General features: G+C 71.9%; 23 protein-coding genes. 18 read left to right on the top strand and 5 right to left on the bottom strand.

What is annotated here, in order from left to right; genetic code table 11:
- Positions 1–64: 64 nt before the first annotated feature.
- The 9 genes from fakA (at position 65) to mutM (ending at position 9,099) form a co-directional block, all read left to right on the top strand.
- Positions 65–1,723: a DAK2 domain-containing protein gene (gene fakA, locus Sspor_RS14640; RefSeq protein ID WP_202199542.1), complete on the top strand. Its 1,659-nt coding sequence runs from the start codon at positions 65–67 to the stop codon at positions 1,721–1,723.
- A gap of 26 nt (positions 1,724–1,749) precedes the next feature.
- The gene (recG, locus tag Sspor_RS14635) at positions 1,750–3,942 is read left to right on the top strand and encodes an ATP-dependent DNA helicase RecG (RefSeq protein WP_202199541.1); all 2,193 of its coding nucleotides are present in this window, start codon (positions 1,750–1,752) and stop codon (positions 3,940–3,942) included.
- A gap of 74 nt (positions 3,943–4,016) precedes the next feature.
- Positions 4,017–4,595: a 16S rRNA (guanine(966)-N(2))-methyltransferase RsmD gene (gene rsmD, locus Sspor_RS14630; RefSeq protein ID WP_202199540.1), complete on the top strand. Its 579-nt coding sequence runs from the start codon at positions 4,017–4,019 to the stop codon at positions 4,593–4,595.
- A 14-nt stretch (positions 4,596–4,609) separates the two neighbouring features.
- Positions 4,610–5,089 (top strand): pantetheine-phosphate adenylyltransferase, encoded by a 480-nt coding sequence (gene coaD / locus Sspor_RS14625; protein ID WP_202203661.1) that lies wholly within the window; start codon positions 4,610–4,612, stop codon positions 5,087–5,089.
- A 103-nt stretch (positions 5,090–5,192) separates the two neighbouring features.
- The gene (locus tag Sspor_RS14620; RefSeq protein WP_202199539.1) at positions 5,193–6,290 is read left to right on the top strand and encodes an ATP synthase subunit B family protein; all 1,098 of its coding nucleotides are present in this window, start codon (positions 5,193–5,195) and stop codon (positions 6,288–6,290) included.
- 111 nt (positions 6,291–6,401) lie between these two features.
- Positions 6,402–7,070 (top strand): YceD family protein, encoded by a 669-nt coding sequence (locus Sspor_RS14615; RefSeq protein WP_202199538.1) that lies wholly within the window; start codon positions 6,402–6,404, stop codon positions 7,068–7,070.
- Between the two features lie 2 nt (positions 7,071–7,072).
- Positions 7,073–7,246, top strand: a complete 174-nt coding sequence (rpmF, locus tag Sspor_RS14610; RefSeq protein WP_003965982.1) for a 50S ribosomal protein L32 — start codon at positions 7,073–7,075, stop codon at positions 7,244–7,246.
- Between the two features lie 7 nt (positions 7,247–7,253).
- Positions 7,254–8,114, top strand: a complete 861-nt coding sequence (rnc, locus tag Sspor_RS14605; protein WP_372499742.1) for a ribonuclease III — start codon at positions 7,254–7,256, stop codon at positions 8,112–8,114.
- 115 nt (positions 8,115–8,229) lie between these two features.
- Positions 8,230–9,099, top strand: coding sequence for a bifunctional DNA-formamidopyrimidine glycosylase/DNA-(apurinic or apyrimidinic site) lyase (gene mutM / locus Sspor_RS14600; RefSeq protein WP_202199537.1), 870 nt, complete (start codon positions 8,230–8,232; stop codon positions 9,097–9,099).
- Here the strand turns inward: mutM and Sspor_RS14595 are convergent.
- Positions 9,072–9,476 (bottom strand): winged helix-turn-helix transcriptional regulator, encoded by a 405-nt coding sequence (locus Sspor_RS14595; protein WP_202199536.1) that lies wholly within the window; start codon positions 9,474–9,476, stop codon positions 9,072–9,074. The two genes, mutM and Sspor_RS14595, sit on opposite strands and share 28 nt — an antisense overlap.
- Before the next feature lie 127 nt (positions 9,477–9,603).
- Between Sspor_RS14595 and Sspor_RS14590 the strand changes: the two genes are divergently transcribed.
- Positions 9,604–10,215, top strand: a complete 612-nt coding sequence (locus tag Sspor_RS14590) for a flavodoxin family protein (protein ID WP_202199535.1) — start codon at positions 9,604–9,606, stop codon at positions 10,213–10,215.
- A 66-nt stretch (positions 10,216–10,281) separates the two neighbouring features.
- Here the strand turns inward: Sspor_RS14590 and Sspor_RS14585 are convergent, their stop codons facing one another.
- Positions 10,282–11,256, bottom strand: a complete 975-nt coding sequence (locus Sspor_RS14585; protein ID WP_202199534.1) for a CAP domain-containing protein — start codon at positions 11,254–11,256, stop codon at positions 10,282–10,284.
- A gap of 136 nt (positions 11,257–11,392) precedes the next feature.
- Here Sspor_RS14585 and Sspor_RS14580 point away from each other — a divergent pair, with 136 nt between their 5' ends.
- The 4 genes from Sspor_RS14580 to Sspor_RS14565 all read left to right on the top strand — a co-directional run bounded on the left by Sspor_RS14580 (position 11,393) and on the right by Sspor_RS14565 (position 17,869).
- Positions 11,393–11,674, top strand: a complete 282-nt coding sequence (locus tag Sspor_RS14580) for an acylphosphatase (protein ID WP_030012523.1) — start codon at positions 11,393–11,395, stop codon at positions 11,672–11,674.
- Positions 11,675–12,022: 348 nt separating this feature from the next.
- Positions 12,023–12,241, top strand: coding sequence for a hypothetical protein (locus tag Sspor_RS14575; RefSeq protein ID WP_030012524.1), 219 nt, complete (start codon positions 12,023–12,025; stop codon positions 12,239–12,241).
- Between the two features lie 240 nt (positions 12,242–12,481).
- Positions 12,482–16,222 carry an AAA family ATPase gene (locus Sspor_RS14570; RefSeq protein WP_202199533.1) on the top strand — a complete coding sequence of 1,247 codons (3,741 nt, stop codon included), beginning with the start codon at positions 12,482–12,484 and terminating at the stop codon, positions 16,220–16,222.
- Between the two features lie 216 nt (positions 16,223–16,438).
- Positions 16,439–17,869: a sugar porter family MFS transporter gene (locus Sspor_RS14565; RefSeq protein WP_202199532.1), complete on the top strand. Its 1,431-nt coding sequence runs from the start codon at positions 16,439–16,441 to the stop codon at positions 17,867–17,869.
- A 41-nt stretch (positions 17,870–17,910) separates the two neighbouring features.
- Here the strand turns inward: Sspor_RS14565 and Sspor_RS14560 are convergent, their stop codons facing one another.
- Both Sspor_RS14560 and Sspor_RS14555 read right to left on the bottom strand, forming a co-directional pair.
- On the bottom strand, positions 17,911–18,897 hold the full coding sequence (locus tag Sspor_RS14560; protein WP_202199531.1) for an LLM class flavin-dependent oxidoreductase: 987 nt from the start codon (positions 18,895–18,897) through the stop codon (positions 17,911–17,913).
- 64 nt (positions 18,898–18,961) lie between these two features.
- The gene (locus Sspor_RS14555) at positions 18,962–20,422 is read right to left on the bottom strand and encodes a cytosine permease (protein WP_202199530.1); all 1,461 of its coding nucleotides are present in this window, start codon (positions 20,420–20,422) and stop codon (positions 18,962–18,964) included.
- Between the two features lie 144 nt (positions 20,423–20,566).
- Here Sspor_RS14555 and ftsY point away from each other — a divergent pair, with 144 nt between their 5' ends.
- Positions 20,567–21,781, top strand: a complete 1,215-nt coding sequence (gene ftsY, locus Sspor_RS14550) for a signal recognition particle-docking protein FtsY (protein ID WP_202199529.1) — start codon at positions 20,567–20,569, stop codon at positions 21,779–21,781.
- A gap of 155 nt (positions 21,782–21,936) precedes the next feature.
- Here ftsY and Sspor_RS14545 read toward each other — a convergent pair whose 3' ends face one another.
- Positions 21,937–22,605 carry a bifunctional DNA primase/polymerase gene (locus Sspor_RS14545; RefSeq protein WP_202199528.1) on the bottom strand — a complete coding sequence of 223 codons (669 nt, stop codon included), beginning with the start codon at positions 22,603–22,605 and terminating at the stop codon, positions 21,937–21,939.
- A gap of 420 nt (positions 22,606–23,025) precedes the next feature.
- Between Sspor_RS14545 and nsdA the strand changes: the two genes are divergently transcribed.
- From nsdA to Sspor_RS14530, 3 genes are all read left to right on the top strand, one after another.
- Positions 23,026–24,522 carry a transcriptional repressor NsdA gene (gene nsdA / locus Sspor_RS14540; protein WP_202199527.1) on the top strand — a complete coding sequence of 499 codons (1,497 nt, stop codon included), beginning with the start codon at positions 23,026–23,028 and terminating at the stop codon, positions 24,520–24,522.
- 381 nt (positions 24,523–24,903) lie between these two features.
- Positions 24,904–26,247 (top strand): ammonium transporter, encoded by a 1,344-nt coding sequence (locus tag Sspor_RS14535; RefSeq protein ID WP_202199526.1) that lies wholly within the window; start codon positions 24,904–24,906, stop codon positions 26,245–26,247.
- The gene (locus tag Sspor_RS14530) at positions 26,244–26,582 is read left to right on the top strand and encodes a P-II family nitrogen regulator (protein ID WP_030009357.1); all 339 of its coding nucleotides are present in this window, start codon (positions 26,244–26,246) and stop codon (positions 26,580–26,582) included. Before Sspor_RS14535 ends, Sspor_RS14530 begins: the two co-directional genes overlap by 4 nt.
- Positions 26,583–26,585: the final 3 nt, after the last annotated feature.

Here is a 26,585-nt window from a genome sequence, read left to right as displayed (position 1 = left end):
CGACGCCCGGGCGGTCCTTCGTTACCCTGCGGTGAACCCTGGCCCGCACAAGGAGGAACGCCCGGTGCCGCACGAGCAGCAGCCGCAGAGCCCCGACGTGCTCGACGCCGATGCGGTGCGCACCTGGAGCTCGCTGGCCCTGGCCGCACTGGGCCGGGCCCGCGAGGACATCGACGCGATCAACGTCTACCCGGTCGCCGACGCGGACACGGGCACCAACCTCTACCTCACCGCCGAATCGGCCGACCGCGGCCTCGCCGATGCCTTCCCCGAGGTGACCGACGGCACAGCGCCGACCTCCCTGGCCGAGGCCGTACGGGCCTGGGCGCACGGGGCGCTGGTGGGAGCCCGCGGGAACTCCGGGACGATCCTCGCGCAGCTGCTGCGCGGAGTGGCCGACGTACTCGGCGACGAGCCGGCCGAGCCGGCCGGGCACGGCCCCGGCGGGCTGCTGGCCCGCGCGCTCACCCGCGCCGCGGAGGAGGCGTACGCGGCCGTCGCGCACCCGGTGGAAGGCACCATGCTCACCGTCGCCGACGCCGCCGCCCGGGCCGGCGAGGCCGCCGGAGCCGCCGCCGGGACCGCGGTCGAGGTGGCCCGGGCCGCGTACGACGGGGCCCGCGCCGCGCTGGCCGAGACCCCGGGGCAGCTCGCCGCGCTGGGCCGGGCCGGAGTGGTCGACGCCGGGGGCTGCGGGCTGGTCGTCGTCTTCGGCGCCCTGTGGCAGGCGCTCTCCGGCCAGGAGCCGGCCGCGGAACCGGTACGGGGCCGCGCGGTGCCCGTACCGCGGTCGCCGGACCCCTGCGCGCAGGAGGACGGGCCGGCGTACGAGGTGATCTACCTCCTGGAGGCCACCGAGGCGGCCGTCGGCGAACTGCGCGAACGCCTCGACGCGCTCGGCGACTCCCTCGTCGTGGTCGGCGGCGACGGACTGTGGAACGTCCACGTCCACGTCGACGACCCCGGCGCGGCCGTGGAGGCCGGGGTCGTGGCCGGACGGCCGTACCGGATACGGATCACCCACTTCGGGGACGAACGCCGCCGGGCGCGGGGCGAGCGCGCCCAGCGGGCCGTGGTCGCCGTCGTCCCCGGCGAGGGACTGGCCGGGCTGTGCGGGGAGGCGGGAGCGACCACCGTGCTCGTACGCCCCGGGGAACCTCCGGCCGTCGCCGAACTCCTCGACGCGGTCCGCCGCGCGCACGCCCGCGAGGTGGTGCTCCTGCCCGGCGGCGCCGAACTGCGCGCCGCCGCGGCCTCGGCGGCCGAACAGGCCCGCGCCGAGGGCGTACGCGTGGCCGTGATCCCCACCCGCTCCGCGGTCCAGGGCCTGGCCGCCCTCGCCGTGCACGACCCGGAGGGCAGCTTCGACGAGGACGTGGTCGCCATGACGGCGGCGGCAGGCGCCACCCGGTACGGGGAACTGGCCGTCGCCGAACGGCAGTCCTTCACCTCGGCCGGCATCTGCCAGGCCGGCGACGTACTCGGCCTCATCGACGGGGACGTCGCGGTGATCGGCGCGGACCTGGCCGAGACCGCCGAGGCCGTCCTGGACCGGATGCTGGGCTCCGGCGGCGAACTCGTCACCCTGGTCCTGGGACCCGAGGTGCCGGACACCGTCGCCGAGCGCCTGGAGGCGTACGTCCAGCAGGGCCACCTCGCCGTGGACACCGTCACCTACCGGGGCGGCCGGTACTCGGCGCCGCTCCTCGTCGGGGTGGAATAGCGGGCTTGTCAGCGCCATGGTGTGCAATGGAACACGTGCCCGCGCTCGACGAAGACCTCAAGAAGACGCTCGGCCCCGCCACCGCGAAGGTGCTGGCCGAGCAGCTCGGCCTGCACACGGCCCTGGACCTGCTCCACCACTACCCGCGGCGGTACGCCGAGCGCGGTGAGCTGACCTCGCTGGCCGAGCTCGCCGACCAGATCGACGAGCACGTGACCGTCGTCGCGCAGGTCGCCGACGCCCGGATCCTCACCTTCAACGGGGGCCGCGGCAAACGTCTGGAGGTGACCATCACCGACGGCAACGGCCGCCTCCAGCTGGTCTTCTTCGGCGCCGGCGTCCACAAGCCGCACAAGGACCTGCTGCCGGGCACCCGCGCCATGTTCGCGGGCAAGGTCGGCATGTTCAACCGCAAGCTCCAGCTCTCCCACCCCGCCTACGAGCCGCTCTCCCAGGACGCCTCCGACCGGGACGCCGCGACCGCCTTCGCCAACCAGCTCATCCCGATCTACCCGGCCTGCGCCAAGCTGGAGTCCTGGAAGATCGCCAAGTGCGTGGACGCGGTGCTGCCCAGCGCCCAGGACGCCGTGGACCCGCTCCCGCCCGCCCTGCGCGAGGGCCGCGGGCTGGTCCCGCTCACCGAAGCCCTGCTGAAGATCCACCGCCCGGGCACCAAGGCCGACATCGAGGACGCCCGGCAGCGCCTCAAGTGGGACGAGGCCTTCGTCCTCCAGGTCGCCCTGGCCCGCCGCCGGCACGCCGACTCCCAGCTCCCGGCCGTCCCACGCCGCCCCGCCCCCGGCGGCCTGCTCGACGCCTTCGACGCCAAGCTCCCCTTCACCCTCACCGAGGGCCAGCAGAAGGTCTCGAAGGAGATCTTCGACGACCTGGCCACCAGCCACCCCATGCACCGCCTCCTGCAGGGCGAGGTCGGCTCGGGCAAGACCCTGGTCGCGCTGCGGGCCATGCTGGCCGTCGTGGACTCCGGCGGGCAGGCGGCCATGCTCGCGCCCACCGAGGTGCTCGCCCAGCAGCACCACCGCTCCATCACCGAGATGATGGGCGAACTGGCCGAGGGCGGCATGCTCGGCGGCTCCGACCAGGGCACCAAGGTCGTCCTGCTCACCGGGTCCATGGGGATGCCCGCGCGCCGCCGGGCCCTGCTCGACCTGGTCACCGGCGAGGCCGGGATCGTGATCGGCACGCACGCGCTGATCGAGGACAAGGTCCAGTTCCACGACCTCGGCCTGGTCGTCGTGGACGAGCAGCACCGCTTCGGGGTGGAGCAGCGCGACGCGCTGCGCTCCAAGGGGAAGCAGCCCCCGCACCTGCTGGTGATGACGGCGACCCCGATCCCGCGCACGGTCGCCATGACCGTCTTCGGCGACCTGGAGACCTCCGTCCTCGACCAGCTGCCGGCCGGGCGCTCGCCGATCGCGACGCACGTGGTGCCCTCGAAGGACAAGCCGCACTTCCTCGCACGGGCCTGGGAACGGGTCCGCGAGGAGGTCGGGAAGGGGCACCAGGCGTATGTGGTCTGCCCCCGCATCGGCGACGGTGAGGACGATGCCAAGAAGAAGGCCGCCGAGGAGGACGGCGACAAGCGGCCGCCGCTCGCCGTCGTGGAGATCGCCGAGCAGCTCACGCGCGGACCGCTGGCCGGGCTGAGCGTCGAGGTCCTGCACGGCCGGATGGACCCCGCCGACAAGGACGACGTGATGCGCCGGTTCGCCGCAGGCGAGGTCAAGGTGCTGGTCGCCACCACCGTCATCGAGGTCGGGGTGAACGTCCCCAACTCCACCGTCATGGTGATCATGGACGCGGACCGGTTCGGTGTCTCCCAGCTCCACCAGCTGCGCGGCCGCGTCGGCCGGGGCTCCGCGCCCGGCCTGTGCCTGCTGGTCAGCGAGATGCACGAGGCCAGCCCCGCCCGGGCCCGGCTGGCCGCCGTCGCCGCCACCCTCGACGGCTTCGAACTGTCCCGGATCGACCTGGAACAGCGCCGCGAGGGCGATGTGCTCGGCCAGGCCCAGTCCGGAGTCCGTTCCTCGCTGCGCATGCTCGCCGTCATCGAGGACGAGGAGGTCATCGCCCAGGCCCGGGAGGAGGCCACCCGCGTCGTCGCCGAGGACCCCTCGCTGGAGCATCTGCCGGGCCTGCGGACCGCGCTGGACGCCCTGCTCGACACCGAGCGCGAGCAGTACCTGGAGAAGGGCTGAGCGGCACGACCTATCGTTGGAGTGCCGCGGCAGCGCCGGGGCACTCCACCTGCCGCCGTACCGAAGGACCCCAGATGACCCGCGTGATCGCCGGCAGTGCCCGCGGGCGACGGCTGGCCGTGCCCCCCGGCACCGGCACCCGGCCGACCTCGGACCGGATGCGCGAAGGCCTCTTCTCCACCTGGGAGTCGCTGCACGGCGTCGAAGGGGCCCGGGTGCTCGACCTGTACGGCGGCTCCGGCGCCGTCGGCCTGGAATCGCTCTCCCGCGGCGCCGCCCACACCCTGCTCGTCGAGGCCGACGCCAAGGCCGCCAAGGCGATCCGGGACAACATCCGGACGCTGGGCCTGCCCGGCGCGGAGTTCCGCGCGGGCAAGGCCGAGCAGATCGTGGCGGCCCGGGCCGCCGGGGACCCGTACGACATCGTCTTCCTGGACCCGCCGTACGTCGTGGACAGTGCGGACCTGCGGGAGATCCTCCTCACACTCCGGTCCAATGGCTGGATCACGGACGATGCGCTCGTCACCGTGGAACGAAGCACCAGGAGCGGCGCCTTCCCGTGGCCCGAGGGCTTCGAGCCGCTCCGGTCGCGCAAGTACGGCGAGGGCACCCTTTGGTACGGCCGCGCCGCTTTCACCAGCGAAGAGTCATGAACGAGGGAGTTCAGTTGCGCCGCGCCGTCTGTCCGGGGTCCTTCGACCCCATCCACAACGGACACCTCGACATCATCGGACGCGCCTCCAGGCTGTACGACGTCGTCCACGTCGCCGTGGGGATCAACGAGTCGAAGCAGGGCCTGTTCACCGTCGAGGAGCGGATCGAGCTGATCCGCGAGGCGACGGCCGACTACGGCAACATCCAGGTCGAGTCCTTCCGCGGACTGCTCGTCGACTTCTGCAAGCAGCGGGACATCCCGGCCATCGTCAAGGGGCTGCGTGCGGTCAGCGACTTCGACTACGAGCTCCAGATGGCCCAGATGAACCTGGGCCTGTCGGGCGTCGAGACGCTGTTCGTCCCGACCATCCCCACCTACAGCTTCCTGTCCTCCTCGCTGGTCAAGGAGGTCGCGACCTGGGGCGGCGACGTCGCCCACCTGCTGCCGGCTCCCGTCCACGCGGCGCTCCTGGAGCGACTGCGCGACCGCTGACCGACTGACGGCTCGTCAGGCAGTGTCGGGGGCCCGCCCGGTGGCCTTACAGTCGTCCCGTCCGTCTCAGGAACCGCCCGAGGCCGAGAGAGTGCGAGCCCCCATGGACGTGCAGAAGAAGCTCGACGAGATCGTCGCGGCCGTCGGCGGCGCCCGCTCCATGCCCATGTCGGCCTCCTGCGTGATCAACCGCGCCGAGCTGCTCGAACAGCTCGAAGAGGTGCGCCAGGCGCTGCCGGGCTCGCTCGCTCAGGCCCAGGAGCTCATCGGCGGCCGCGAGCAGGTGGTCGAGGAGGCCCGCCGGGAGGCGGAGCGGATCATCGACGCGGCCCACAACCAGCGCGGTTCGCTGATCTCCGACACCGAGATCGCGCGGCGCTCCCAGGCCGAGGCGGACCGGATCCTGGAGGAGGCCCGCCGGGAGGCCGAGGAGATCCGGGCCGAGGCCGACGACTACGTCGACAGCAAGCTCGCGAACTTCGAGGTCGTGCTGAGCAAGACCATCGGTTCGGTGGACCGGGGCCGCGAGAAGCTCCTGGGCCGGGGCCCCGGTCTGGACGAGCACGGCTACCCCGACATGGACGCGCCCGAGCGCAGCCACGACCCGCAGACGCAGCGGGAGCAGGCGGACGCCTACGTGGACACCAAGCTGGCGACCTTCGAGGCGGTGCTCTCCAAGACCCTGGAGGCCGTGGGCCGCGGCCGCCAGAAGCTCCTGGGCCGGGTCCCGACGGATGACCTGGGCGTGCACATGGCCGCCCAGGACGCGGTGGGCGGACAGCAGTCCCGCTCGGCGAGCGACTCGGACTTCCTGGCGGGCCTCGCGGAGCCCGGGCCGCTGCACGGGCAGCCGCCGATCCCGGCGCAGGCCGAGCCCGTGTACGACACGTACTCCTACCAGCAGCCCTCCGCGCAGCAGCAGGGTGCCTACCCCGGTGCGGACACCGGCTCCACCGGAGCGGCCTACGCCACGCCCTACGGGGACCCGTACGGCGGCTACCAGCAGCAGCCGGACCCGTACGCGGCCGCGGGCGGCGGCACCGACGGAGCGGGCTACGCCGCCCATTACGACGCGCAGCAGCCCGACCCCTATGCCGCGTACCAGCCGCAGGCCCAGCAGCCCGCGCTCGACGAGACCAGCCTCTTCGACACGAGCATGATCAACCTGGACCAGCTGCGCCAGTACGAACAGGGGCGCTAGGACCGGATTGGGCGCTGGGCGCCGCTCCGGGTATCCTGGCTGTTCGGTCGCGCGTATGCACCGCGATCCATGCTGCCCTAGTGCGGCGGAATCTTTGATCTTCAGCGATCTGTGAAAGCAGGAACGGCCCTGAATACCCGCCTCGACCACCGCAACCCCCTCGTGTTCGACACACACGAGCTGGGCCGGCGTCCTGGTGCCATGCAGCGGCTGTCCCGTGAGATCGCGGCACCGGCGGACTTCGGTCTCGTCGGCGTCATCGGAGTGCCGGAAGGCGCCCCGGTGAAGCTCAGCCTCCGCCTGGAGTCGGTCATGGAAGGGGTGCTTGTCACAGGCACCGCCCGTGCGTCGGCCGTAGGGGAGTGCGTAAGGTGTCTGGAGGCCGTCGAGCGCGAGCTCAAGGCGGACTTCCAGGAGATGTTCTCGTACCCTGACGCCGACGACCGGAGCCGCTCCAAGGCGGAACCGGCCGACGACGCCGAGGACGACGAGGACACGCTCTTCCTCGAGGACGGTTTGTTCGACCTCGAACCCGTGCTGCGGGATGTGGTGGTGCTCGCACTGCCCATGCAGCCGGTGTGCCGGGAGGACTGTCTCGGACTGTGCCCCGATTGCGGGCTCAGCCTGAACGACGACCCGGACCACCACCATGACGCCGTCGACATCCGTTGGGCGGCATTGCAAGGACTCGTCGTGACCGATCAGGACGGCGAGAAGGACAACATGAGCGGCACTGCCTCTGACGGAGTTCAGGGCGCCGCCGAGAAGCAGGAGAAGTAGCCGTGGCTGTTCCGAAGCGGAAGATGTCGCGCAGCAACACGCGCCACCGCCGGTCGCAGTGGAAGGCTGCGGTCCCCACCCTGGTTTCGTGCGAGCGTTGCCAGGAGCCGAAGCTCCAGCACATTGCGTGCCCGAGCTGCGGCACCTACAACAAGCGCCAGGTCCTCGAGGTCTGAGCGGCTGGTGAGAGGCGCAATGTCTGAGCTGTCCAACGCTGAGAAGCAGGCAGACAGTAACAACGCGGCCTCGTCCCACACGCTTCTGGAAGGGCGGCTCGGGTATCAACTCGAGTCCGCCCTTCTGGTGCGTGCGCTGACCCACCGCTCGTACGCGTACGAGAACGGCGGTCTGCCCACCAACGAACGCCTGGAGTTCCTCGGGGACTCCGTGCTGGGCCTGGTGGTCACGGACACGCTGTACACGACCCACCCGGATCTCCCCGAAGGCCAGCTGGCCAAGCTTCGGGCCGCGGTGGTCAACTCGCGCGCACTGGCGGAGGTCGGACGCGGCCTCGAACTCGGCTCCTTCATCCGGCTCGGCCGGGGCGAAGAGGGCACGGGAGGCCGGGACAAGGCCTCCATCCTCGCCGACACCCTGGAAGCGGTGATCGGCGCGGTCTACCTCGATCAGGGCCTCGACGCGGCCTCGGAGCTGGTTCACCGGCTCTTCGACCCGCTCATCGAGAAGTCCTCGAACCTCGGGGCCGGCCTGGACTGGAAGACCAGTCTCCAGGAACTCACGGCCGCCGAAGGCCTTGGCGTGCCCGAGTACCTGGTCTCCGAGACAGGTCCGGACCACGAGAAGACCTTCACCGCTGCTGCTCGCGTCGGTGGTGTCTCGTACGGCACCGGCACCGGCCGCAGCAAGAAGGAAGCGGAACAGCAGGCCGCGGAGTCCGCATGGCGCGGGATCCGCGCCGCCGCGGACGAGCGGACCGCGGCCGCGGCAGCCGCCGCGACCGCCGGTCCGGCCGAGGTCCAGGCTTCGGCCGGGACCGGGAACGGCGGGGTGCCGACGCCCGCCGATTCGGCGCCGGACGCCTGACCCTTCCTTCGGGATCCACCCGCCCGCCCCTGCCTCGCAGGGGCGGGCGGTTCCGTTTCCGGGGGGCCGGTACGCTCGCCGTGAGCGACCGTTCCACTCCCACCGGAGGTACCCCGTGCCCGAGTTGCCCGAAGTCGAAGTCGTGCGGCGGGGGCTGGAGCGCTGGGTGGCCGGACGGACCGTCGAGGCCGTCGAGGTGCTGCATCCGAGGGCCGTCCGGCGGCACCCGGGCGGCGGGGCGGACTTCGTGGCGCGGCTGCGCGGGGAGACCGTCGGGGCGGCGCAGCGGCGCGGGAAGTACCTGTGGCTGCCGCTGGAAGGGCGCGGCCTGTCCGTGCTCGGGCACCTCGGGATGAGCGGGCAGCTGCTGGTGCAGCCCGAGGGCGCCCCGGACGAGAAGCACCTGCGGATCCGGGTGCGCTTCGACGACGACGCCGGGACGGAGCTGCGCTTCGTGGACCAGCGGACCTTCGGCGGCCTCTCGCTGCACGAGGTCGCCGCCGACAGCGCCGACGGGCTGCCCGACGTGATCGCGCACATCGCGCGCGACCCCCTGGACCCGCTCTTCGACGAGGGCGCCTACCACCTCGCGCTGCGCGCGAAGCGGACCACCGTCAAGCGGGCGCTGCTGGACCAGTCCCTGATCAGCGGGGTCGGCAACATCTACGCGGACGAGGCGCTGTGGCGCGCCAGGCTGCACTACGAGCGCCCCACGGCGGGCCTCACCCGCCCCCGGAGCGCGGAACTCCTCGGCCATGCCCGGGACGTCATGAACGCCGCCCTCGAGGTCGGCGGCACCAGCTTCGACAGCCTGTACGTCAACGTGAACGGCGAGTCGGGCTACTTCGACCGTTCGCTCGACGCCTACGGGCGCGAGGACGAACCGTGCCGTCGCTGCGGTACGCCGATACGGCGCCGGCCGTGGATGAACCGGTCGAGCTACTTCTGCCCGCGCTGTCAGCGGCCGCCGCGCGTGGCGTCGTAGGACTCCCGGGCACCGAGCACCGCCGTCATGTTCCCCTCCAGGCAGTGGATGAGGGCGAGCAGCCGGTCCGCGACCTCGACGCCGAGCGGGGTCAGTTCGTAGTCGACGCGCGGCGGGTTCGTCGGCTGTGCCTCACGGTTGACTATGCCGTCGCGCTCCAGCGCGTGCAGGGTCTGGGAGAGCATCTTCTCGCTCACGCCCTCGACCCGGCGGCGCAGCTCGTTGAAGCGGCACGGGCCTTCGCGCAGCGCACCCACGGTCAGGCTGCCCCAGCGACCGGTGACGTGTTCGAGGGTTTCCCGGGACGGGCAGGCACGCGCGAAGACATCGAACGGTTGTTCGATGTCGGCGGCTTCGGTGCAGGCAGGGGTCTCCATGCGGACCAGCGTACTCCTCCGCAGCGCTAACTCGCGGGTTGCGCTTTCCAAAAGTTAGTGATTCTCTTTCTCTCGTCGCACCACGTCCTGTGCCGCGACGAGAGTTTTCCCGAGGGAGAGATCAGCCTTGTCCGCAAACACGCACACCCCCGTCGTCTCGATCGCCTACCACTCCGGCTACGGCCACACGGCCGTCGTCGCCGAGGCTGTCCGCAGCGGCGCCGTGGATGCCGGAGCGACCGTTCACCTGATCAAGGTCGACGAGATCGACGACGCCCAGTGGGAGCTGCTGGACGCCTCCGACGCGATCGTCTTCGGGTCCCCGACGTACATGGGCACCGCCTCCGGCGCCTTCCACGTCTTCGCCGAGGCCTCCTCGAAGCGCTGGTTCGGCGACGCCTGGCAGGACAAGGTCGCGGCCGGCTTCACGAACTCCGCGTCCAAGAGCGGCGACAAGCTGCACACCCTGCAGTTCTTCCAGATCCTGGCCGCGCAGCACGGCATGAGCTGGATCAACCTGGGTCTGAAGCCGGGCTGGAACTCCAGCACGGCCTCCGAGAACGACCTGAACCGTCTCGGCTTCTTCGCCGGCGCCGCCGCCCAGACCAACTCCGACGAGGGCGCGGACGCGGTACACAAGGCCGACATCGCGACCGCCGAGCACCTGGGCCGCCGCGTCACCGAGCAGACCCGCATCGTCATCGCGGGCCGCGCGGCCCTGGCCGCCGCCGCGGTCTGAGCCCTCCGCGGGCCCTCCCCGGGCCCGCCCGGGTGCCCGTCCGGGGCGCTCGCCCCGGGACTCGCCTCAGAAGCCGAAGTCCTGGGTCCACCACGGGCCGCCGGCGGCGACGTGGACACCGACGCCCAGGGTGCGGAACTCGCAGTTGAGGATGTTCGCCTTGTGGTCCGGGCTGTTCATCCAGGCCTTCATCACGGCCGTGGCGTCACCCTGGCCGCGGGCTATGTTCTCGCCGCCGAGGCCGGCGATCCCGGCCTTGGTGGCGCGGTCCCAGGGGCTGTTGCCCTCGGGGTCGTCGTGGCTGAAGAAGCCGCGGGTGGCCATGTCCAGGCTGAAGGCCCCGGCCAGTGCCGCGAGCGGCGGATTGGCCCGGACCGGGCCGCACCCGGCCAGCGCGCGCTCCTGGTTCACCAGCTCGACGACGGCGGCCTCCTCCGCGGAATGGCCGTCCAGCGGCGGGCGGGGTGCCGCGGTGACCGACTTCGAGGGAACCGGTGCCGGGGCGGGAGCCTCGCTCGTGGCGGGTGCCGGGGCGGCCGGCGCGGCCGGGGTGCGCGGGGCCTTGGCGGGCGGGGTCTTGGCGGACGGGGCCTTGGAGGGCGCCGCCGGTGTGGCCGACGGGGAGGGCGAGGCGCTCGGCGCGGCGGACGGCGGAGCCGACGCGCTCGGGGTGCCGCTCGGCGAGGAGCTCGGGGAAGCGGAGGCCGACGGCGAGGCCGGGGCCACGGGCTTCGGGGACGCGCTGCCGGCGGGGGCGGGCGTGGAGGCGCGGCCGGACAGGTTCGCGAGGCCGTTCTGCTGCTGCAGTGCCGTCGCGTCGGGGCCGGTCGAGGCCTTGGCCTTGGCCCGGGCCTGCGGGCTGGGGGCGTCCGTACCGCCGACCCCCACATAGGGGAAGGCGCCGCCGACGGGAACCATGCCGGTGGTGACGGCCGCGGTGCCGAGGGCGACGGCCACCGAGACGCCCAGGAGGCCGGTGCGCAGGGCGGTGCCGCGCTTGCCGCCGCTGTGCGGCGCGGCGGGGAGACGGTGACGGCCCATCGGAGCGTGCCTTCCTTGCCGGATCAAGATCAACCCTTACCCACCCAAATGGGTGAGTTCATTGCTGCGCGACTGTACGCCATGGGGCCAGGGGGGCGATGTGTCCCGAAAGTGCTCGCCCGGTTAGCGTTCACGCATGAATGAAGACGTCCGTCTGACCGCCTGGGTGCGCGGCCGTGTGCAGGGAGTGGGCTTCCGCTGGTTCACCAGGGAGAACGCTCTGGAGATCGGCGGGGTCGTCGGCTTCGCGCTCAACCTCGACGACGGGCGAGTGCAGGTGGTGGCCGAAGGTCAACGTGAGAATTGCCACCGGCTGCTCGACTGGCTGCGCTCCAGCGACACGCCCGGCCGGGTGGACGGGGTGACAGAGATCTGGGGCACACCGCGCGGTGGCTACGACGGTTTCGGGATGCGATGACCGATCGACTGATCATGAACTCATCACATCTCTGACCGTCCGCACACGGTCGGAACTGCGCATTCGTCGTCGACGCGTTGCCGACGAGGGTGATCCGTGGAAGGCTCGAGGGTGAGGATGATCTCCACACCCCTTGCGGGGACCGGGGCGCCCGCCGATACGGGGCGTGATCGTGTTGACCGTCAAACTTTTTGGTGAGACGCTGGAAGCCCCGCGCACCTGAGCTGTTTGGCAGTGTTGGCAGTAGTAAGCGCAGTGACTGTCAGTCGCTGCCGGACATCCGCGGGTGCGATTCCCTCACGACCCACACCGCTTCGGTCGGTCACTCAGTGTGGAGGACCATCCATCATGGCAAAGGCGCTTCTCGGTTACGTCGGCGGTTCCGACCCGCGACTCCTCGCCGAGATGCGACGGCTTCAGCAGCGCGTCCAGGACCTTGAGTCCGAGCTCGTACGGATTCAGTCCGAAAATGACGCGCTGAACGCGGCCGCCGCTCAGCACGACGGAGACTCGCTGCTCGGCAGCATCGACATCGACGTACCCCAGGCGGAGCCTGCGCTCACCTGACCCGCGCTTCATTCGTCGCTCGACTCCAGCCACGCATGATCTGCAAGGGACGCTTCGGCGTCCCTTCTTTCTTTCCTGAGCCCTCCCCGCCTCGCCTTTCCGCGCCCTCCTTCCGCGACCTCTTTCCCCTGCCGCCGTGCCATGACCACAGGGCCAGGTGGGGGGCCTGATCCCATTGGCGTCAGTCGTGCCCAGCACCTTCACGGGTGAAACCGAACGCGAAAGGTAGAGTCCGGCGGCGTGCACCTCAAGTCCCTGACCCTGCGTGGCTTCAAATCCTTCGCGTCCGCCACCACCCTGCGCTTCGAGCCCGGAATCACCTGTGTCGTGGGCCCGAACGGCTCCGGCAAGTCCAATGTGGTGGACGCGCTGTCCTGGGTCATGGGCGAACAGGGGGCCAAGACCCTGCGCGGCGGGAAGATGGAGGACGTGATCTTCGCCGGGACCACCGGGCGTCCGCCGCTCGGGCGGGCCGAGGTCTCGCTGACGATCGACAACTCCGACGGCGCGCTGCCCATCGACTACGCCGAAGTCACGATCACCCGGATCATGTTCCGCGGCGGCAGCAGCGAGTACCAGATCAACGGTGACACCTGCCGCCTGCTCGACATCCAGGAACTGCTCTCCGACTCCGGCATCGGCCGCGAGATGCACGTCATCGTCGGACAGGGCCAGCTGGACTCCGTACTGCACGCCGATCCCATGGGCCGCCGCGCCTTCATCGAGGAGGCGGCCGGCGTACTCAAGCACCGCAAGCGCAAGGAGAAGGCGCTGCGGAAGCTGGACGCGATGCAGGCCAATCTCGCCCGCGTCCAGGACCTGGGTGACGAGCTGCGGCGGCAGCTCAAGCCCCTGGGACGGCAGGCGGCGGTCGCCCGGCGCGCGGCCGTGATCCAGGCGGACCTGCGCGACGCACGGCTGCGGCTGCTCGCCGACGACCTGGTCGTGCTGCGGCGCGCCTTGGACGCGGAGATCGCGGACGAGGCGGCCCTCAAGGAGCGCAAGGAGGCCGCCGAGGCCCAGCTCGCGGGCGCCGTGCGGCGCGAGGCGGAGCTGGAGGAGGCGGTACGGGAACTGGCGCCGCGGCTGCAGCGGGCGCAGCAGACCTGGTACGAGCTGTCGCAGCTGGCCGAACGCGTCCGGGGGACCGCTTCCTTGGCGGACGCGCGGGTCAAGAGCGCCTCGGCTCCGGCCGAGGAGGAGCGGCGCGGCCGCGATCCGGAGGAGATGGAGCGGGAAGCCGCGCGGATCCGTGAGCAGGAGGCGGAACTGACGGCGGCTCTGGAGGCGGCCTCGCGGGCGCTGGAGGACACCGCCGAGCACCGGGCGGAGCTGGAGCGGGAGCTGGCCGAGGAGGAACGCCGGCTGCGGGATGCCGCGCGGGCCATCGCCGACCGGCGCGAGGGTCTGGCCCGGCTGACCGGGCGGCTCGGCGCGGCACGCTCCCGCGCGGGGGCGGCCCAGGCCGAGATCGACCGGCTCGTCGCCGCGCGGGACGCGGCGCAGTCCCGGGCCGTGGCCGCACAGGAGGAGTACGAGGCCCTGGCCGAGGAGGTCGGCGGGCTCGACGACCCCTCGGCCGACACCGACCACGAGAGCGCGCGGGACGGCCTGGCGCGGGCGGAGGCGGAACTGTCCGCCGCCCGCGAGGACCTGTCCGCGGCGGAACGCTCGCGGGCGGCCGTCTCGGCGCGCCGGGACGCACTGGCGCTGGGGCTGCGCCGCAAGGACGGTACGGGCGCACTGCTCGCGGCGCGGGAGCGGCTGGCCGGGCTGCTGGGACCGGCGGCGCAGCGGCTGTCGGTGACCCCCGGGTACGAGGTCGCCGTGGCCGCCGCTCTGGGCGCGGCCGCGGACGCGCTGGCGGTGGCCTCCCCGGGGGCGGCCGCCGAGGCGATCCGCCACCTGCGCGAGGCCGACGCGGGCCGGGCCACCCTGCTGATCGCCCCGGTGGCACCGGCCGTCCCGGGCCAGGCCTCGGCCGGACCCGCGGCCGGGGCGCCGGGAGCGGTCGCCGGGGAGAGCGTTGCCGGGGGAGCGGGTCCCGGGGGCGGGGTCCCCCACCCGGCCCCCTCCCCGGAAGGAGATCTGCCCGCACCCGCACCGCACCCGCCGGCCGGCGTGAGTACGTCCGTCTCCGTCTCCGTCTCGGCCCCGGCCCCGGTGACGGTCGCGGGCGCGCCCGTTCCCGCCGCCGGGCTGGTCGGCGGGGACGCCGAGGTGCGGCGGGCCGTGGGGTGGGTGCTGCGGGACCACGTCGTGGTCGCCACCCTCGACGAGGCCGAGGCGCTGGTCGCGGAGCGCCCCGACGCGGTGGCCGTGACCCTCGACGGAGACGTGCTCGGGGCGCACCTCGCGCACGGCGGCTCCGCCGGGGCGCCCAGCCTGATCGAGGTGCAGGCGGCCGTCGACGAGGCCGCGGCGGAGCTGGCCCGGCTGGGCGCGCGGTGCGAGGAGCTCGGCGGGGCCCGGGCCGCCGCCGAGGCCCGCCGCCAGGAGGCGGCCGCCCTCGTGGAGGAACTCGCCGAGCGGCGGCGCGCCGCGGAACAGGCCCGGGCCGGGGTCGCCCAGCAGCTCGGGCGGCTCGCCGGACAGGCCAAGGGCGCGGCGGGCGAGGCCGAGCGCAGCGCGGCCGCCGCGGCCAGGGCCCAGGACGCGCTGGAGCAGGCGCTGGCCGACGTCGAGGAGTGCGCGGAGCGGCTCGCGACGGCCGAGGAGATGCCGGTGGACGAGGAGCCGGACGGCTCCCGGCGGGACCGGCTCGCGGCCGACGGTGCCAATGCCCGGCAGACCGAGATGGAGGCCCGGCTGCAGCTGAGGACCCTGGAGGAGCGGGTCAAGGGGCTGGCCGGACGGGCGGATTCCCTCGACCGCGGGGCCCGCGCGGAACGCGAGGCCCGGGCCCGCGCCGAGCGGCGCCGGGCGCGGCTGCGCCACGAGGCGGAGGTGGCCCGGGCGGTGGCCGACGGGGCCCGCCAGCTCCTCGCGCACGTGGAGGTGTCGCTCGGCCGTGCCGACGAGGAGCGGGTGGCGGCCGAGCAGGCCAAGGGCCTGCGCGAGCGGGAGCTCGGTGAGGCGCGCCACCGCGGCCGGGAGCTGAAGGGGGAGCTGGACAAGCTCACCGACTCGGTCCACCGGGGCGAGGTGCTCGGGGCCGAGCAGCGGCTGCGCATCGAGGCGCTGGAGGCCAGGGCGCTGGAGGAGTTCGGCATGGCGGCCGCCGGGCTGGTCGCCGAGTACGGCCCCGACCAGCCGGTGCCCCCGTCCCCGGCCGCCGAGGGCGAGGTACTGCCGCAGGACCCGCAGGACCCGCGCAACCGGCCCGGTCCCTTCGTGCGGGCCCAGCAGGAGAAGCGGCTCAAGGCCGCCGAGCGCGCCTACCAGCAGCTCGGCAAGGTCAATCCGCTCGCGCTGGAGGAGTTCGCGGCGCTGGAGGAGCGGCACCGGTTCCTCAGCGAGCAGCTGGAGGACCTCCGTAAGACGAGGGCCGATCTCCTTCAAGTCGTGAAGGAGGTGGACCAGCGCGTCGAGCAGGTCTTCACCGAGGCCTACCGGGACACGGCCCGGGAGTTCGAGGGGGTGTTCTCGCGCCTGTTCCCCGGCGGCGAGGGCCGGCTGATTCTGACCGACCCCGACAACATGCTGACCACCGGCATCGACGTGGAGGCCCGTCCGCCGGGCAAGAAGGTCAAGCGGCTGTCGCTGCTCTCCGGCGGCGAGCGCTCGCTGACCGCCGTGGCGCTGCTGGTGTCCATCTTCAAGGCGCGGCCCAGCCCGTTCTACGTGATGGACGAGGTCGAGGCCGCGCTCGACGACACCAATCTGCAGCGGCTGATCCGGATCATGGAGGAGCTCCAGGAGAGCTCACAGCTCATCGTGATCACGCACCAGAAGCGGACGATGGAGGTCGCGGACGCCCTCTACGGCGTTTCCATGCAGGGTGACGGCGTCTCCAAGGTGATCAGCCAGCGCCTCCGCTAGGTCAACCATTCAGATAGTGAAGACAAAGCGTGCGCGACCTGTGAGGTCATTGCTATCGCTCCGACTCTTGACTTCAGAAAGTGAAGCCATAGGCTCTGCTCTGGCGTGTTGACGTTCAGGTGGTGGTACGCAGTTTGCTGTGCGCCACTAGAGGAACACGCGCAACGACGAATCCCCCACACCGCCCGCCGTTGCCGCCGGGCCCAGGAGCGCACCTTGACCAGCACAGCGAACGCACCCGCGTCAGGCGGTGGAAACGCGTCCCGGCCCGACCACCTCGGCCACGTCATCTTCATCACCGCGGCCGCTGCCATGGGCGGTTTCCTCTTCGGCTACGACAGCTCCGTCATCAACGGCGCCGTGGAGGCCATCCGCGAACGCTTCGACGTCGGATCGGCCGCACTCGCCCAGGTGATCGCCGCCGCCCTGATCGGCTGCGCCATCGGCGCCGCCACCGCGGGCCGCCTCGCCGACCGGATCGGCCGAATCCGCTGCATGCAGATCGCCTCCGTCCTGTTCACCGCGAGCGCCATCGGCTCGGCCCTCCCGTTCGCCCTCTGGGACCTCGCCATGTGGCGCGTCATCGGCGGCTTCGGCATCGGCATGGCCTCCGTCATCGGCCCCGCCTACATCGCCGAGGTCTCCCCGCCCGCCTACCGCGGCCGGCTCGCCTCCTTCCAGCAGGCGGCCATCGTCATCGGCATCGCCGTCTCGCAGCTGGTCAACTGGGCCATCCTCAACCTCGCCGGCGGTGACCAGCGCGGTGAGATCGGCGGCCTGGAAGCCTGGCAGTGGATGCTCGGCGTGATGGTCGTCCCGGCCGTGCTCTACGGCCTGCTGTCCTTCGTCATCCCGGAGTCCCCCCGCTTCCTCGTCTCGGTCGGCCGCACGGAGAAGGCCAAGGAGGTCCTGCGCGAGGTCGAGGGTTCGGGCATCGACGCCGACGCCCGCATCCGCGAGATCGACCACTCCATGCGCTCCGAGGTGAAGTCCACCTTCAAGGACCTGCTCGGCGGCCGCTTCGGCTTCCTGCCCATCGTCTGGATCGGCATCGGCCTCTCCGTCTTCCAGCAGCTGGTCGGCATCAACGTGATCTTCTACTACAGCTCCTCGCTGTGGCAGTCGGTCGGCATCGACGCGAGCTCCTCGTTCCTGTACTCCTTCGAGACCTCGGTCGTGAACATCATCGGTACGGTCATCGCGATGATCTTCGTGGACCGGCTCGGCCGCAAGCCGCTCGCCCTCATCGGCTCCATCGGCATGGCGCTGTCGCTGGGCACGGCGGCCTGGGCGTTCTCGTTCAAGACCGGAACCGGCGACGACATCTCGCTGCCGCACGCGCAGGGCATCACCGCCCTGGTCGCGGCCAACCTCTTCGTCCTCTTCTTCGCCCTGTCCTGGGGCGTGGTGGTCTGGGTGCTGCTGGGCGAGATGTTCCCCGGCCGCATCCGAGCCGCCGCCCTCGGTGTGGCCGCCTCGGCCCAGTGGATCGCCAACTGGGTCATCACCGTCACGTTCCCGTCGCTCTCCGACTGGAACCTCTCGGGCGCCTACATGATCTACACGTTCTTCGCCCTGCTCTCGATCCCGTTCATCCTCAAGTGGGTGCCGGAGACCAAGGGCAAGGCGCTGGAGGAGATGGGGTAACCACCCCCGCCACCACCCCTTCTCCTCGGTGCTGCCCCGGCTCAGTCCTTGAGCCGGGGCAGTACCCGTTCGCACAGCAGGTGAAGGCTGCGCCAGCCCTCGTCCAGCGGCATCCCGCCGCACAGCGGGTGCAGCACCAGGTTCCCCGCCTCGCCCGCGGCCCGGCCGTACGCGACCGCCTCGTCCGGGGTGAGGATCCGGTACACGCCCTCCGCGCGCAGCTCCGCCACCGAGCGCGCGGCCGACCGTACGGCGCTGCGGATGTCCTTGGACTGCCAGGACGCGTACATGCCCGCCTCGTGCAGGAAGCGCTCGCCGTGCTCGGCCCAGACCCGGTCCGGGTCCTCCGCGATGTGCAGCAGCGGGGTCTCGGCCGCCGGCATCATGCAGAAGCCCTCCGTGCCGTACTCCGCCAGCCGCGCCGTGTAGTACGCCTCCAGCTCCGGCAGGTGCGCGCTGGGGAAGAACGGCAGCCCCAGCCGGGCCGCGCGGCGGGCCGCCGCCTCGGAGCTGCCGCCGACCAGCAGCAGCGGGTGCGGCCGGGTGAACGGCGTCGGGGTGACGCGCACCGTGCGGCCGCGGAACTCGAAGGGCTCGCCGGTCCACGCCTTCAGCAGGGTCTCCAGCAGCTCGTCCTGGAGCCTGCCGCGCCGGCCCCACTCCACGCCGTGCTGCTCGTACTCCTCGGGCCGGTACCCGATCCCCGCGACCGTCACCAGGCGGCCACCGCTCAGCAGGTCGAGGACGGCGATGTCCTCGGCGACCCTCAGCGGGTCGTACAGCGGGCCGATGATCGCCGAGACGGTGACCGCGATCCGGCGCGTCGCGCCGAAGACCGCGCCCGCGAACGCGAAGGGGGAGGGCAGCCAGTTGTTGCCGGTGCCGTGGTGCTCCTCGGTCTGGATGGTGTCGATCCCGCGGTCGTCCGCGTACCGGGCCATCTCCAGCGCCGCCTTGTAGCGGGCGGAGAGGGACTCGGGGGTGCCGTCGGGGTCGACGAGATTGAACCGGGCCACGGTGATGGGCATGGAGAAGTCCCCCTTCGCCGGATGTGGTGTGGGCGGGCGAAGGGGGACGTTAGCTGACGTTGTGTCAGTTGGACAGGGATCCGGCGAGGGCGGGTTCCTGCTCCGGCGCGGGCACCGGGGCGTCGGGCGCCGTGCGCGGCAGGACGGCGTACAGCGCGCCGGAGGTCACGATGCCGGCCACCCAGCCGAGGCCGTTCTCCCCGATCCAGGTCGTGGAGAGCGGACCGCCGAACCAGTCCACCTTGGTGAACAGCAGGCCCACCGCCAGCGCGGACGCCCACGCCGTCATGGCCTGCCAGGCGAAGCCGCCCTTGTACCAGTAGGCGCTGGTCCGCGTGGTGTCCAGCAGCGCGGGGCCTTCGTAGGCCGGACGGCGCAGCATGTCCACGCCGAAGACACCGATCCAGGCCGAGAAGGCCACGGCCAGCAGGGTCAGGAAGGAGATGAAGGAGCCGAAGAAGCTGGTCGCGACCACCATCAGCAGGAAGCCGAAGACCAGGCTGATGATCGCGTTGACGCTGACCGCCCAGGCGCGCGGGACCTTGATGCCGAGGGTCTGCGCGGTGAACCCGGCCGAGTACATGGACATCGAGTTGATCAGCAGCATGCCGACGAGCGCGATGAGCAGGTACGGGACCGCGATCCAGGTCGGGAGCAGCTCGCCGATGAAGGAGACCGGGTCCTGGGCGGTGGCCAGGTCCGGGGTCCCGACGGCCATGACCGCGCCCATCAGGACCATCGGGAGCACGACCACGCCGGCGCCGCCGATCGTCGCGCCGACCATGCCCTTGGAGGAGGCGGTGCGCGGCAGGTAGCGGGTGAAGTCGGGACCCGAGGGCACCCAGCTGATCCCGCCGGCCGCGATCGTGCCGATGCCCGCGATCATCATCGCGCTGGAGCCGGCCGGCTTGCCGAAGACGGCGGACCAGTCGGTGGTGAAGAGCAGGTACCCGAGGACGAGCACGCTGAAGGTGCCGAACAGGTACGTCGACCAGGTGGAGCAGGCGCGCAGCGCGTTGATGCCGAGGCCCGAGACCACGAAGGTGCAGCCCACGAAGAACAGCAGGGTGACGACGATGAGCGCGGTGTTGCTCTCGACCCCGAAGAGCAGGTCGAGCACGGTCAGTACGGCGTAGGCGCCGCTCACCGCGTTGATGGTCTCCCAGCCCCAGCGGGCCACCCAGATCAGGGCGCCCGGGAAGAGGTTGCCGCGCTGCCCGAACACCGCCCGCGAGAGGGCCATGCCGGGGGCGCCGCCGCGCTTGCCCGCGATGGAGATCAGGCCGACGATCCCGTACGAGACGACCGGTGCGGCGACCGCGACGACCAGCACCTGCCAGATGTTGAGCTTGTTGAAGATCACCAGCCCCGCGCCCATGGTCAGCAGCAGCACGCTGATGTTGGCGGCGACCCAGGTCGGGACGAGCTCGCGGACCCGGCCGGTGCGCTCGCCGTCCGGGACGGGTTCCAGGCCCCGGGTCTCGATCGCGGTTTCGGCTGCGCCGTCGGCGGGCTCGGCAGGCATGCGGGTGCTCCGTCGGGGAGGTTATGGGGGCAAGTCATTCATCATCATGGATTTGCCGCTAAAACCACAAACGGCGGCTTACGCCCTGGTCCGCGCGCCCGGGTTCCCGGCTCCGCGGTGGCCGTGGCCGATACTGGGGGGGTTATGGACATCCTCATCCTTGCTGTAGTCATCGCCCTGGTCGCGGTCGGTGTGATCAGCGGGCTCGTGGTCAGCAGCCGCAAGAAGAAGCAGCTGCCGCCGCCGGCACCGCCGAGCACGCCGACCATCACTGCCCCGCCTGCCGAGCCGCAGGTGGGGGAGGACGCCGTAGAGACGGCGGAAGAGCCGCGCCGCACGATCGAGGAGGTCGGGCTCCCGGAGGCCGAGGCTCCCGCCGCGGCGCCCGTCGTCGTCGAGCCCGAGGTCCCGGCCGCGCCCGAGATCGAGGTACCGGAGCCCACCGCCGGGCGCCTGGTCCGGCTGCGTGCCCGACTCGCCCGGTCGCAGAACTCCCTCGGCAAGGGGCTGCTCACGCTGCTCTCCCGGGAGCACCTCGACGAGGACACCTGGGAGGAGATCGAGGAGACCCTCCTCGTCGCCGACGTCGGCGTCGTCCCGACCCAGGAGCTCGTGGACCGGCTCCGCGAGCGGGTCAAGGTGCTCGGCACCCGCACCCCCGCGGACCTGCGCGCCCTGCTCAAGGAGGAGCTGCTGACCCTGGTCGGCACCGACTTCGACCGCGCCGTGAAGACGGAGAGCGGCGAGGACACCCCCGGCGTGATCATGGTCGTCGGCGTCAACGGCACCGGTAAGACCACCACCACCGGCAAGCTGGCCCGGGTGCTCGTCGCCGACGGCCGCAGTGTGGTGCTCGGCGCGGCCGACACCTTCCGCGCCGCCGCCGCCGACCAGCTCCAGACCTGGGGCGAGCGCGTCGGCGCCCGTACCGTGCGCGGTCCCGAGGGCGGCGACCCGGCCTCGATCGCCTACGACGCGGTCAAGGAGGGCATCGCCGAGGGTGCCGACGTGGTGCTCATCGACACCGCGGGCCGCCTGCACACCAAGACCGGCCTGATGGACGAGCTCGGCAAGGTCAAGCGCGTCGTGGAGAAGCACGGTCCGCTGGACGAGGTCCTGCTGGTCCTGGACGCCACCACCGGCCAGAACGGCCTGACCCAGGCCCGCGTCTTCGCCGAGGTCGTGGCCATCACCGGCATCGTTCTGACCAAGCTCGACGGCACCGCCAAGGGCGGCATCGTCGTCGCCGTCCAGCGCGAACTGGGCGTGCCGGTCAAGCTCATCGGCCTCGGTGAGGGCCCCGACGACCTGGCGCCCTTCGAGCCGGAGGCGTTCGTGGACGCCCTGATCGGCGACTGAGCGCGGTCCCGCCCGGACACCTGCGCCCCCGCGTTCCGGCCGGAACGCGGGGGCGCCGTCATGTGCGCTCCCGGGAGGGACGCCCTCAGGGGGTGTCTCGCCGATCAGGCCGGGCCCGCGGTGGCCCTGATCCGCCCTGACCGGCAAGACACCCCCTAGCGGCGCAGGCGGTGACAGATGTAGGCGAGGGTGCCCAGCAGCAGCCTGGCCTGCGGCGGGCCCCCGGCGGAGTCGAGCGCGGGCGGTCGCAGCCAGCCGACCTGGCCGAGCCCGGCGCGGTCGGAGGGCGGGGCCGTCACGAAGGCGCCGTGGCCCAGGGCCCGCAGGTCGAGGTCGGCGTCGTCCCAGCCCATCCGGTACAGCAGCTGCGGCAGTTCCGCCGCGGCTCCCGGGGCCACGAAGAACTGCGCCCGGCCGTCGGCGGTGGCGATGACCGGGCCGAGCGGCAGGCCCATCCGCTCCAGCCGTACCAGCGCGCGCCGCCCGGCCTCCTCGGAGACCTCGATGACGTCGAAGACGCGGCCCACGGGGAGCAGTACGGCGGCGCCCGGGTACTCGCTCCAGGCCTCGGTGACCTCGTCCAGGGTGGCCCCGGCCGGGACGGTGGGGGCGAAGGCCAGGGGGTGCGCCCCGGGTGCGGGGCACGTCGTGTCCCCGCAGGAGCAGTCGCGGGCGGGCGCCGCCGCACGGGCGCCGGGAACGACGTCCCAGCCCCACAGCCCGGTGTACTCCGCCACCGCCGTGCACTCCGAGGTCCGGCCGCGGCGCCGGGTGCCGGAGCGGAACTCCTTGGTGCCGCGGCTGCCGCCGATCGTGAAGCCCATGCCCATGCCCCCTCCAACGGGTCGGACGTGCCGGTGGTTACGAAGCCGGTGCGACGACCTCGGCGGGACCTCTGCCGGCAGCCCCGCCGCGGGGTGCCCCCGGACGCTGCCCGGCGCACTCCTCGCCGCGCGCGCCCCGAACGCACTCCAGTCCAACCGATCCGCTTTCACCTCGGTGTCAAGTGAATCGCGCCTGGCGGGTGGCTAGTTCATTCGAAGGGGTGGCGAATGGTGGCGTTTCTGGAATCGACCTCGCCGCAGGGGTGATCGTAGGATTACTTTCGGTACGCGAAACCGAAGGCGACCCATCCGTGGGTATGCCGGAGGCAATACGTGAAGGACCTGTGAAGGTCCATGGTGGCGCGCGGCGTCCCGGCCAAGGTTTCGTGTGGAAGATGCTGAGCGGATGGGGGCGTTCCAGTGAGCGGCAACGGCGCAAGCGGAACGATCGAGGATGCTGCTGCGCGCAATGACCAGCTGACCTCGTGGTTCGTCCGCAGCGGCTGGTCCAAGGGTGAACTCGCCCGGCAGGTGAACCGCCGGGCGCGCCAGATGGGCGCCCACCACATCAGCACGGACACCTCCCGGGTGCGCCGCTGGCTCGACGGCGAACAGCCCCGCGAGCCCGTCCCGCGGATCCTGTCCGAGCTGTTCTCCGAGCGCTTCGGCTCCGTCGTGGCCATCGAGCAGCTCGGCCTGCGCACCGCCCACCAGACCCCCTCCGTCTCCGGCGTCGACCTGCCCTGGGCCGGCCCGCAGACCGTCGAACTGCTCGGCGAGTTCTCCCGCAGCGACCTGATGCTGGCCCGCCGCGGCTTCCTCGGGACCTCGCTCGCCCTCTCCGCCGGACCCGCCCTCATCGAGCCCATGCAGCGCTGGCTCGTCCCGGTCCCGGCCGCCGACCCGGGACCGCGAGGGGCGGGGCCGACGGGGGCCCTCGGCGGCCACCGCCCGCCCCGGCTCTCCGAACCGGAACTCGACCTCCTCGACGCCACGACCGTCATGTTCCGGCAGTGGGACGCCCAGTGCGGCGGCGGACTGCGCCGCAAGGCCGTCGTGGGCCAGCTCCACGAGGTCACCGACCTGCTCCAGGAGAACCACCCGGCGCCCGTCATGAAGCGGCTCTTCAAGGTCGCCGCGGAACTGGCCGAACTGGCCGGCTGGATGAGCTACGACATCGGCCTGCACCCCACCGCGCAGAAGTACTTCGTGCTCGCGCTGCACGCCGCCAAGGAGGCCGGGGACAAGCCGCTCGGCTCGTACATCCTCTCCAACATGAGCCGCCAGATGATCCACCTGGGCCGCCCCGAGGACGCCCTGGAACTCGTCCACCTCGCGCAGTACGGCAGCCGTGACTGCGCCGGCCCCCGCACCCAGGCCATGCTGTATGCGATGGAGGCCCGCGCGTACGCGAACATGGGCCAGCCCAGCCGCTGCAAGCGGGCCGTGCGGATGGCCGAGGACACCTTCTCCGACGTCGGCTTCGGGGGCGAGCCCGAGCCCGAGCCCGACTGGATCCGCTTCTTCTCCGAGGCCGAGCTGAACGGCGAGAACTCCCACTCGTACCGGGACCTGGCCTACGTGGCCGGGCGCAGCCCCATGTACGCCTCCCTCGCCGAGCCCGTGATGGAACGGGCCGTGGAGCTCTTCGAGAAGGACGAGGTGCACCAGCGCTCCTACGCCCTCAACCTCATCGGCATGGCCACCGTGCACCTGCTCCAGCGCGAGCCCGAGCAGGCCGCGGCCCTCGTCGACCGAGCCCTCGACGTGGCGGGAAAGGTGCGGTCCGAACGGGTGAACACCCGCCTGCGCAAGACCGTGGACACCGCCGCCCGTGAGTACGGCGACGTCGCCGAGGTGGTCCGGCTGACCGACCACCTCGCCTCCCGGCTCCCCGAAGCCGCGGAGGCCGTCTGACGGCCCTCGCGGCCGCCCCCAGACCCCGGCCGCGGCAGTCACCCCGTGAAGCCCGATCAGGCTCCCCCAGCCAGGACATCCGGGTCACTGCCGCGGCCGGCCTGCCCTTTTGCGGCTGAACCGCCGCCGCTCCCGCGGCGGCGGCCGCCCGCCGTCGCGGTCCCCCCGAGCAGGGTTGCGGCCGTTCATGGCGCCGTAACACGGCAGAGCTCTTCGTCATCGGAGTGAAACACCGAGCGGCGCCGCCGGAAACCGGCCTGCGCGAATCTCAGGGTCATTAACCGGCCAGCCCCCAGCCCGGCCGGACACCCCCCCCTTTTTACGCCGCTCAGGTTTTCACGATCGCCCGCACGCGAACGTACCGACGACGAGGAGACGCCGATGGCATCAGCCATCACGACCCTCGCGGCAGACGCCCCGACGCTGTCTGCCGCGAACACCGGGTTCATGCTCATCTGCTCCGCCCTGGTCATGCTGATGACCCCGGGACTCGCCTTCTTCTACGGAGGCATGGTCCGCGTCAAGAGCAGCCTCAACATGCTGATGATGAGCTTCATCAGCCTCGGGATCGTCACGATCCTGTGGGTCCTCTACGGCTTCAGCCTCGCCTTCGGCACCGACTCCGGCTCCCTCATCGGCTGGAACTCCGACTACGTCGGCCTCAGCGGCATCGGGATCACCGAGCTGTGGGACGGCTACACCATCCCGGTCTACGTCTTCGCCGTCTTCCAGCTGATGTTCGCCGTGATCACCCCCGCCCTGATCAGCGGCGCCCTGGCCGACCGGGTGAAGTTCGGCGCCTGGGTCCTGTTCACCGCCCTGTGGGTGACCGTCGTCTACTTCCCCGTCGCCCACTGGGTCTGGGGCGCCGGCGGCTGGCTCTTCGAGCTCGGCGTCATCGACTTCGCGGGCGGCACCGCCGTCCACATCAACGCCGGCGCCGCCGCCCTCGGCGTCATCCTGGTCATCGGCAAGCGCGTCGGCTTCAAGAAGGACCCGATGCGCCCGCACAGCCTCCCCCTCGTGATGCTCGGCGCCGGTCTCCTGTGGTTCGGCTGGTTCGGTTTCAACGCGGGCTCCTGGCTCGGCAACGACGACGGTGTCGGCGCGGTCATGTTCGTCAACACCCAGGTCGCCACCGCCGCCGCCATGCTCGCCTGGCTCGGCTACGAGAAGCTGCGCCACGGCTCCTTCACCACCCTGGGCGCCGCCTCCGGCGCGGTCGCCGGCCTCGTCGCCATCACCCCCTCGGGCGGTGCGGTCAGCCCGCTCGGCGCGATCGCCATCGGTGTCATCGCCGGTGTGCTCTGCGCCATGGCCGTCGGCCTCAAGTACAAGTTCGGCTACGACGACTCCCTCGACGTGATCGGCGTCCACCTCGTCGGCGGTGTGGCCGGCTCCCTGCTCGTCGGCCTCTTCGCCACGGGCGGCGTCCAGTCCGACGTGGCCGGCCTCTTCTACGGCGGCGGTCTGGAGCAGCTCGGCAAGCAGGCCATCGGAGTCTTCGCCGTCCTCGCCTACTCTCTGGTGGCATCGGCGCTCCTCGCCTTCCTCCTCGACAAGACGATCGGGATGCGGGTGTCCGAGGACGACGAGGTCGCCGGCATCGACCAGGTCGAGCACGCCGAGACGGCCTACGACTTCAGCGGAGCCGGCGGCGGCGCCGCCTCGCGGACCACCGCCGCACCCACCCCCTCCGCCGCGAGCAAGAAGGTTGACGCATGAAGCTGATCACCGCGATCGTCAAGCCGCACAAGCTGGACGAGATCAAGGAAGCCCTCCAGGCCTTCGGAGTGCAGGGACTCACGGTCACCGAGGCCAGCGGCTACGGCCGCCAGCGCGGCCACACCGAGGTCTACCGCGGTGCCGAGTACCAGGTCGACCTCGTTCCCAAGATCCGCATCGAGGTCCTGGTCGACGACTCCGACGCCGAGGAACTGATCCGGGTGATCGTGAGCGCGGCGGCCACCGGAAAGATCGGTGACGGCAAGGTGTGGAGCGTCCCCGTGGACTCGGTCGTACGGGTCCGCACGGGCGAGCGCGGCGCTGACGCCCTCTAGGTG

The organism is Streptomyces spororaveus, assembly GCF_016755875.1.
In the GTDB taxonomy this organism is placed as follows: Bacteria; Actinomycetota; Actinomycetes; order Streptomycetales; family Streptomycetaceae; genus Streptomyces; species Streptomyces spororaveus.
Note: the sequence above shows the minus strand (reverse complement) of the source record. Positions and strands in the feature narration are given on the sequence as shown.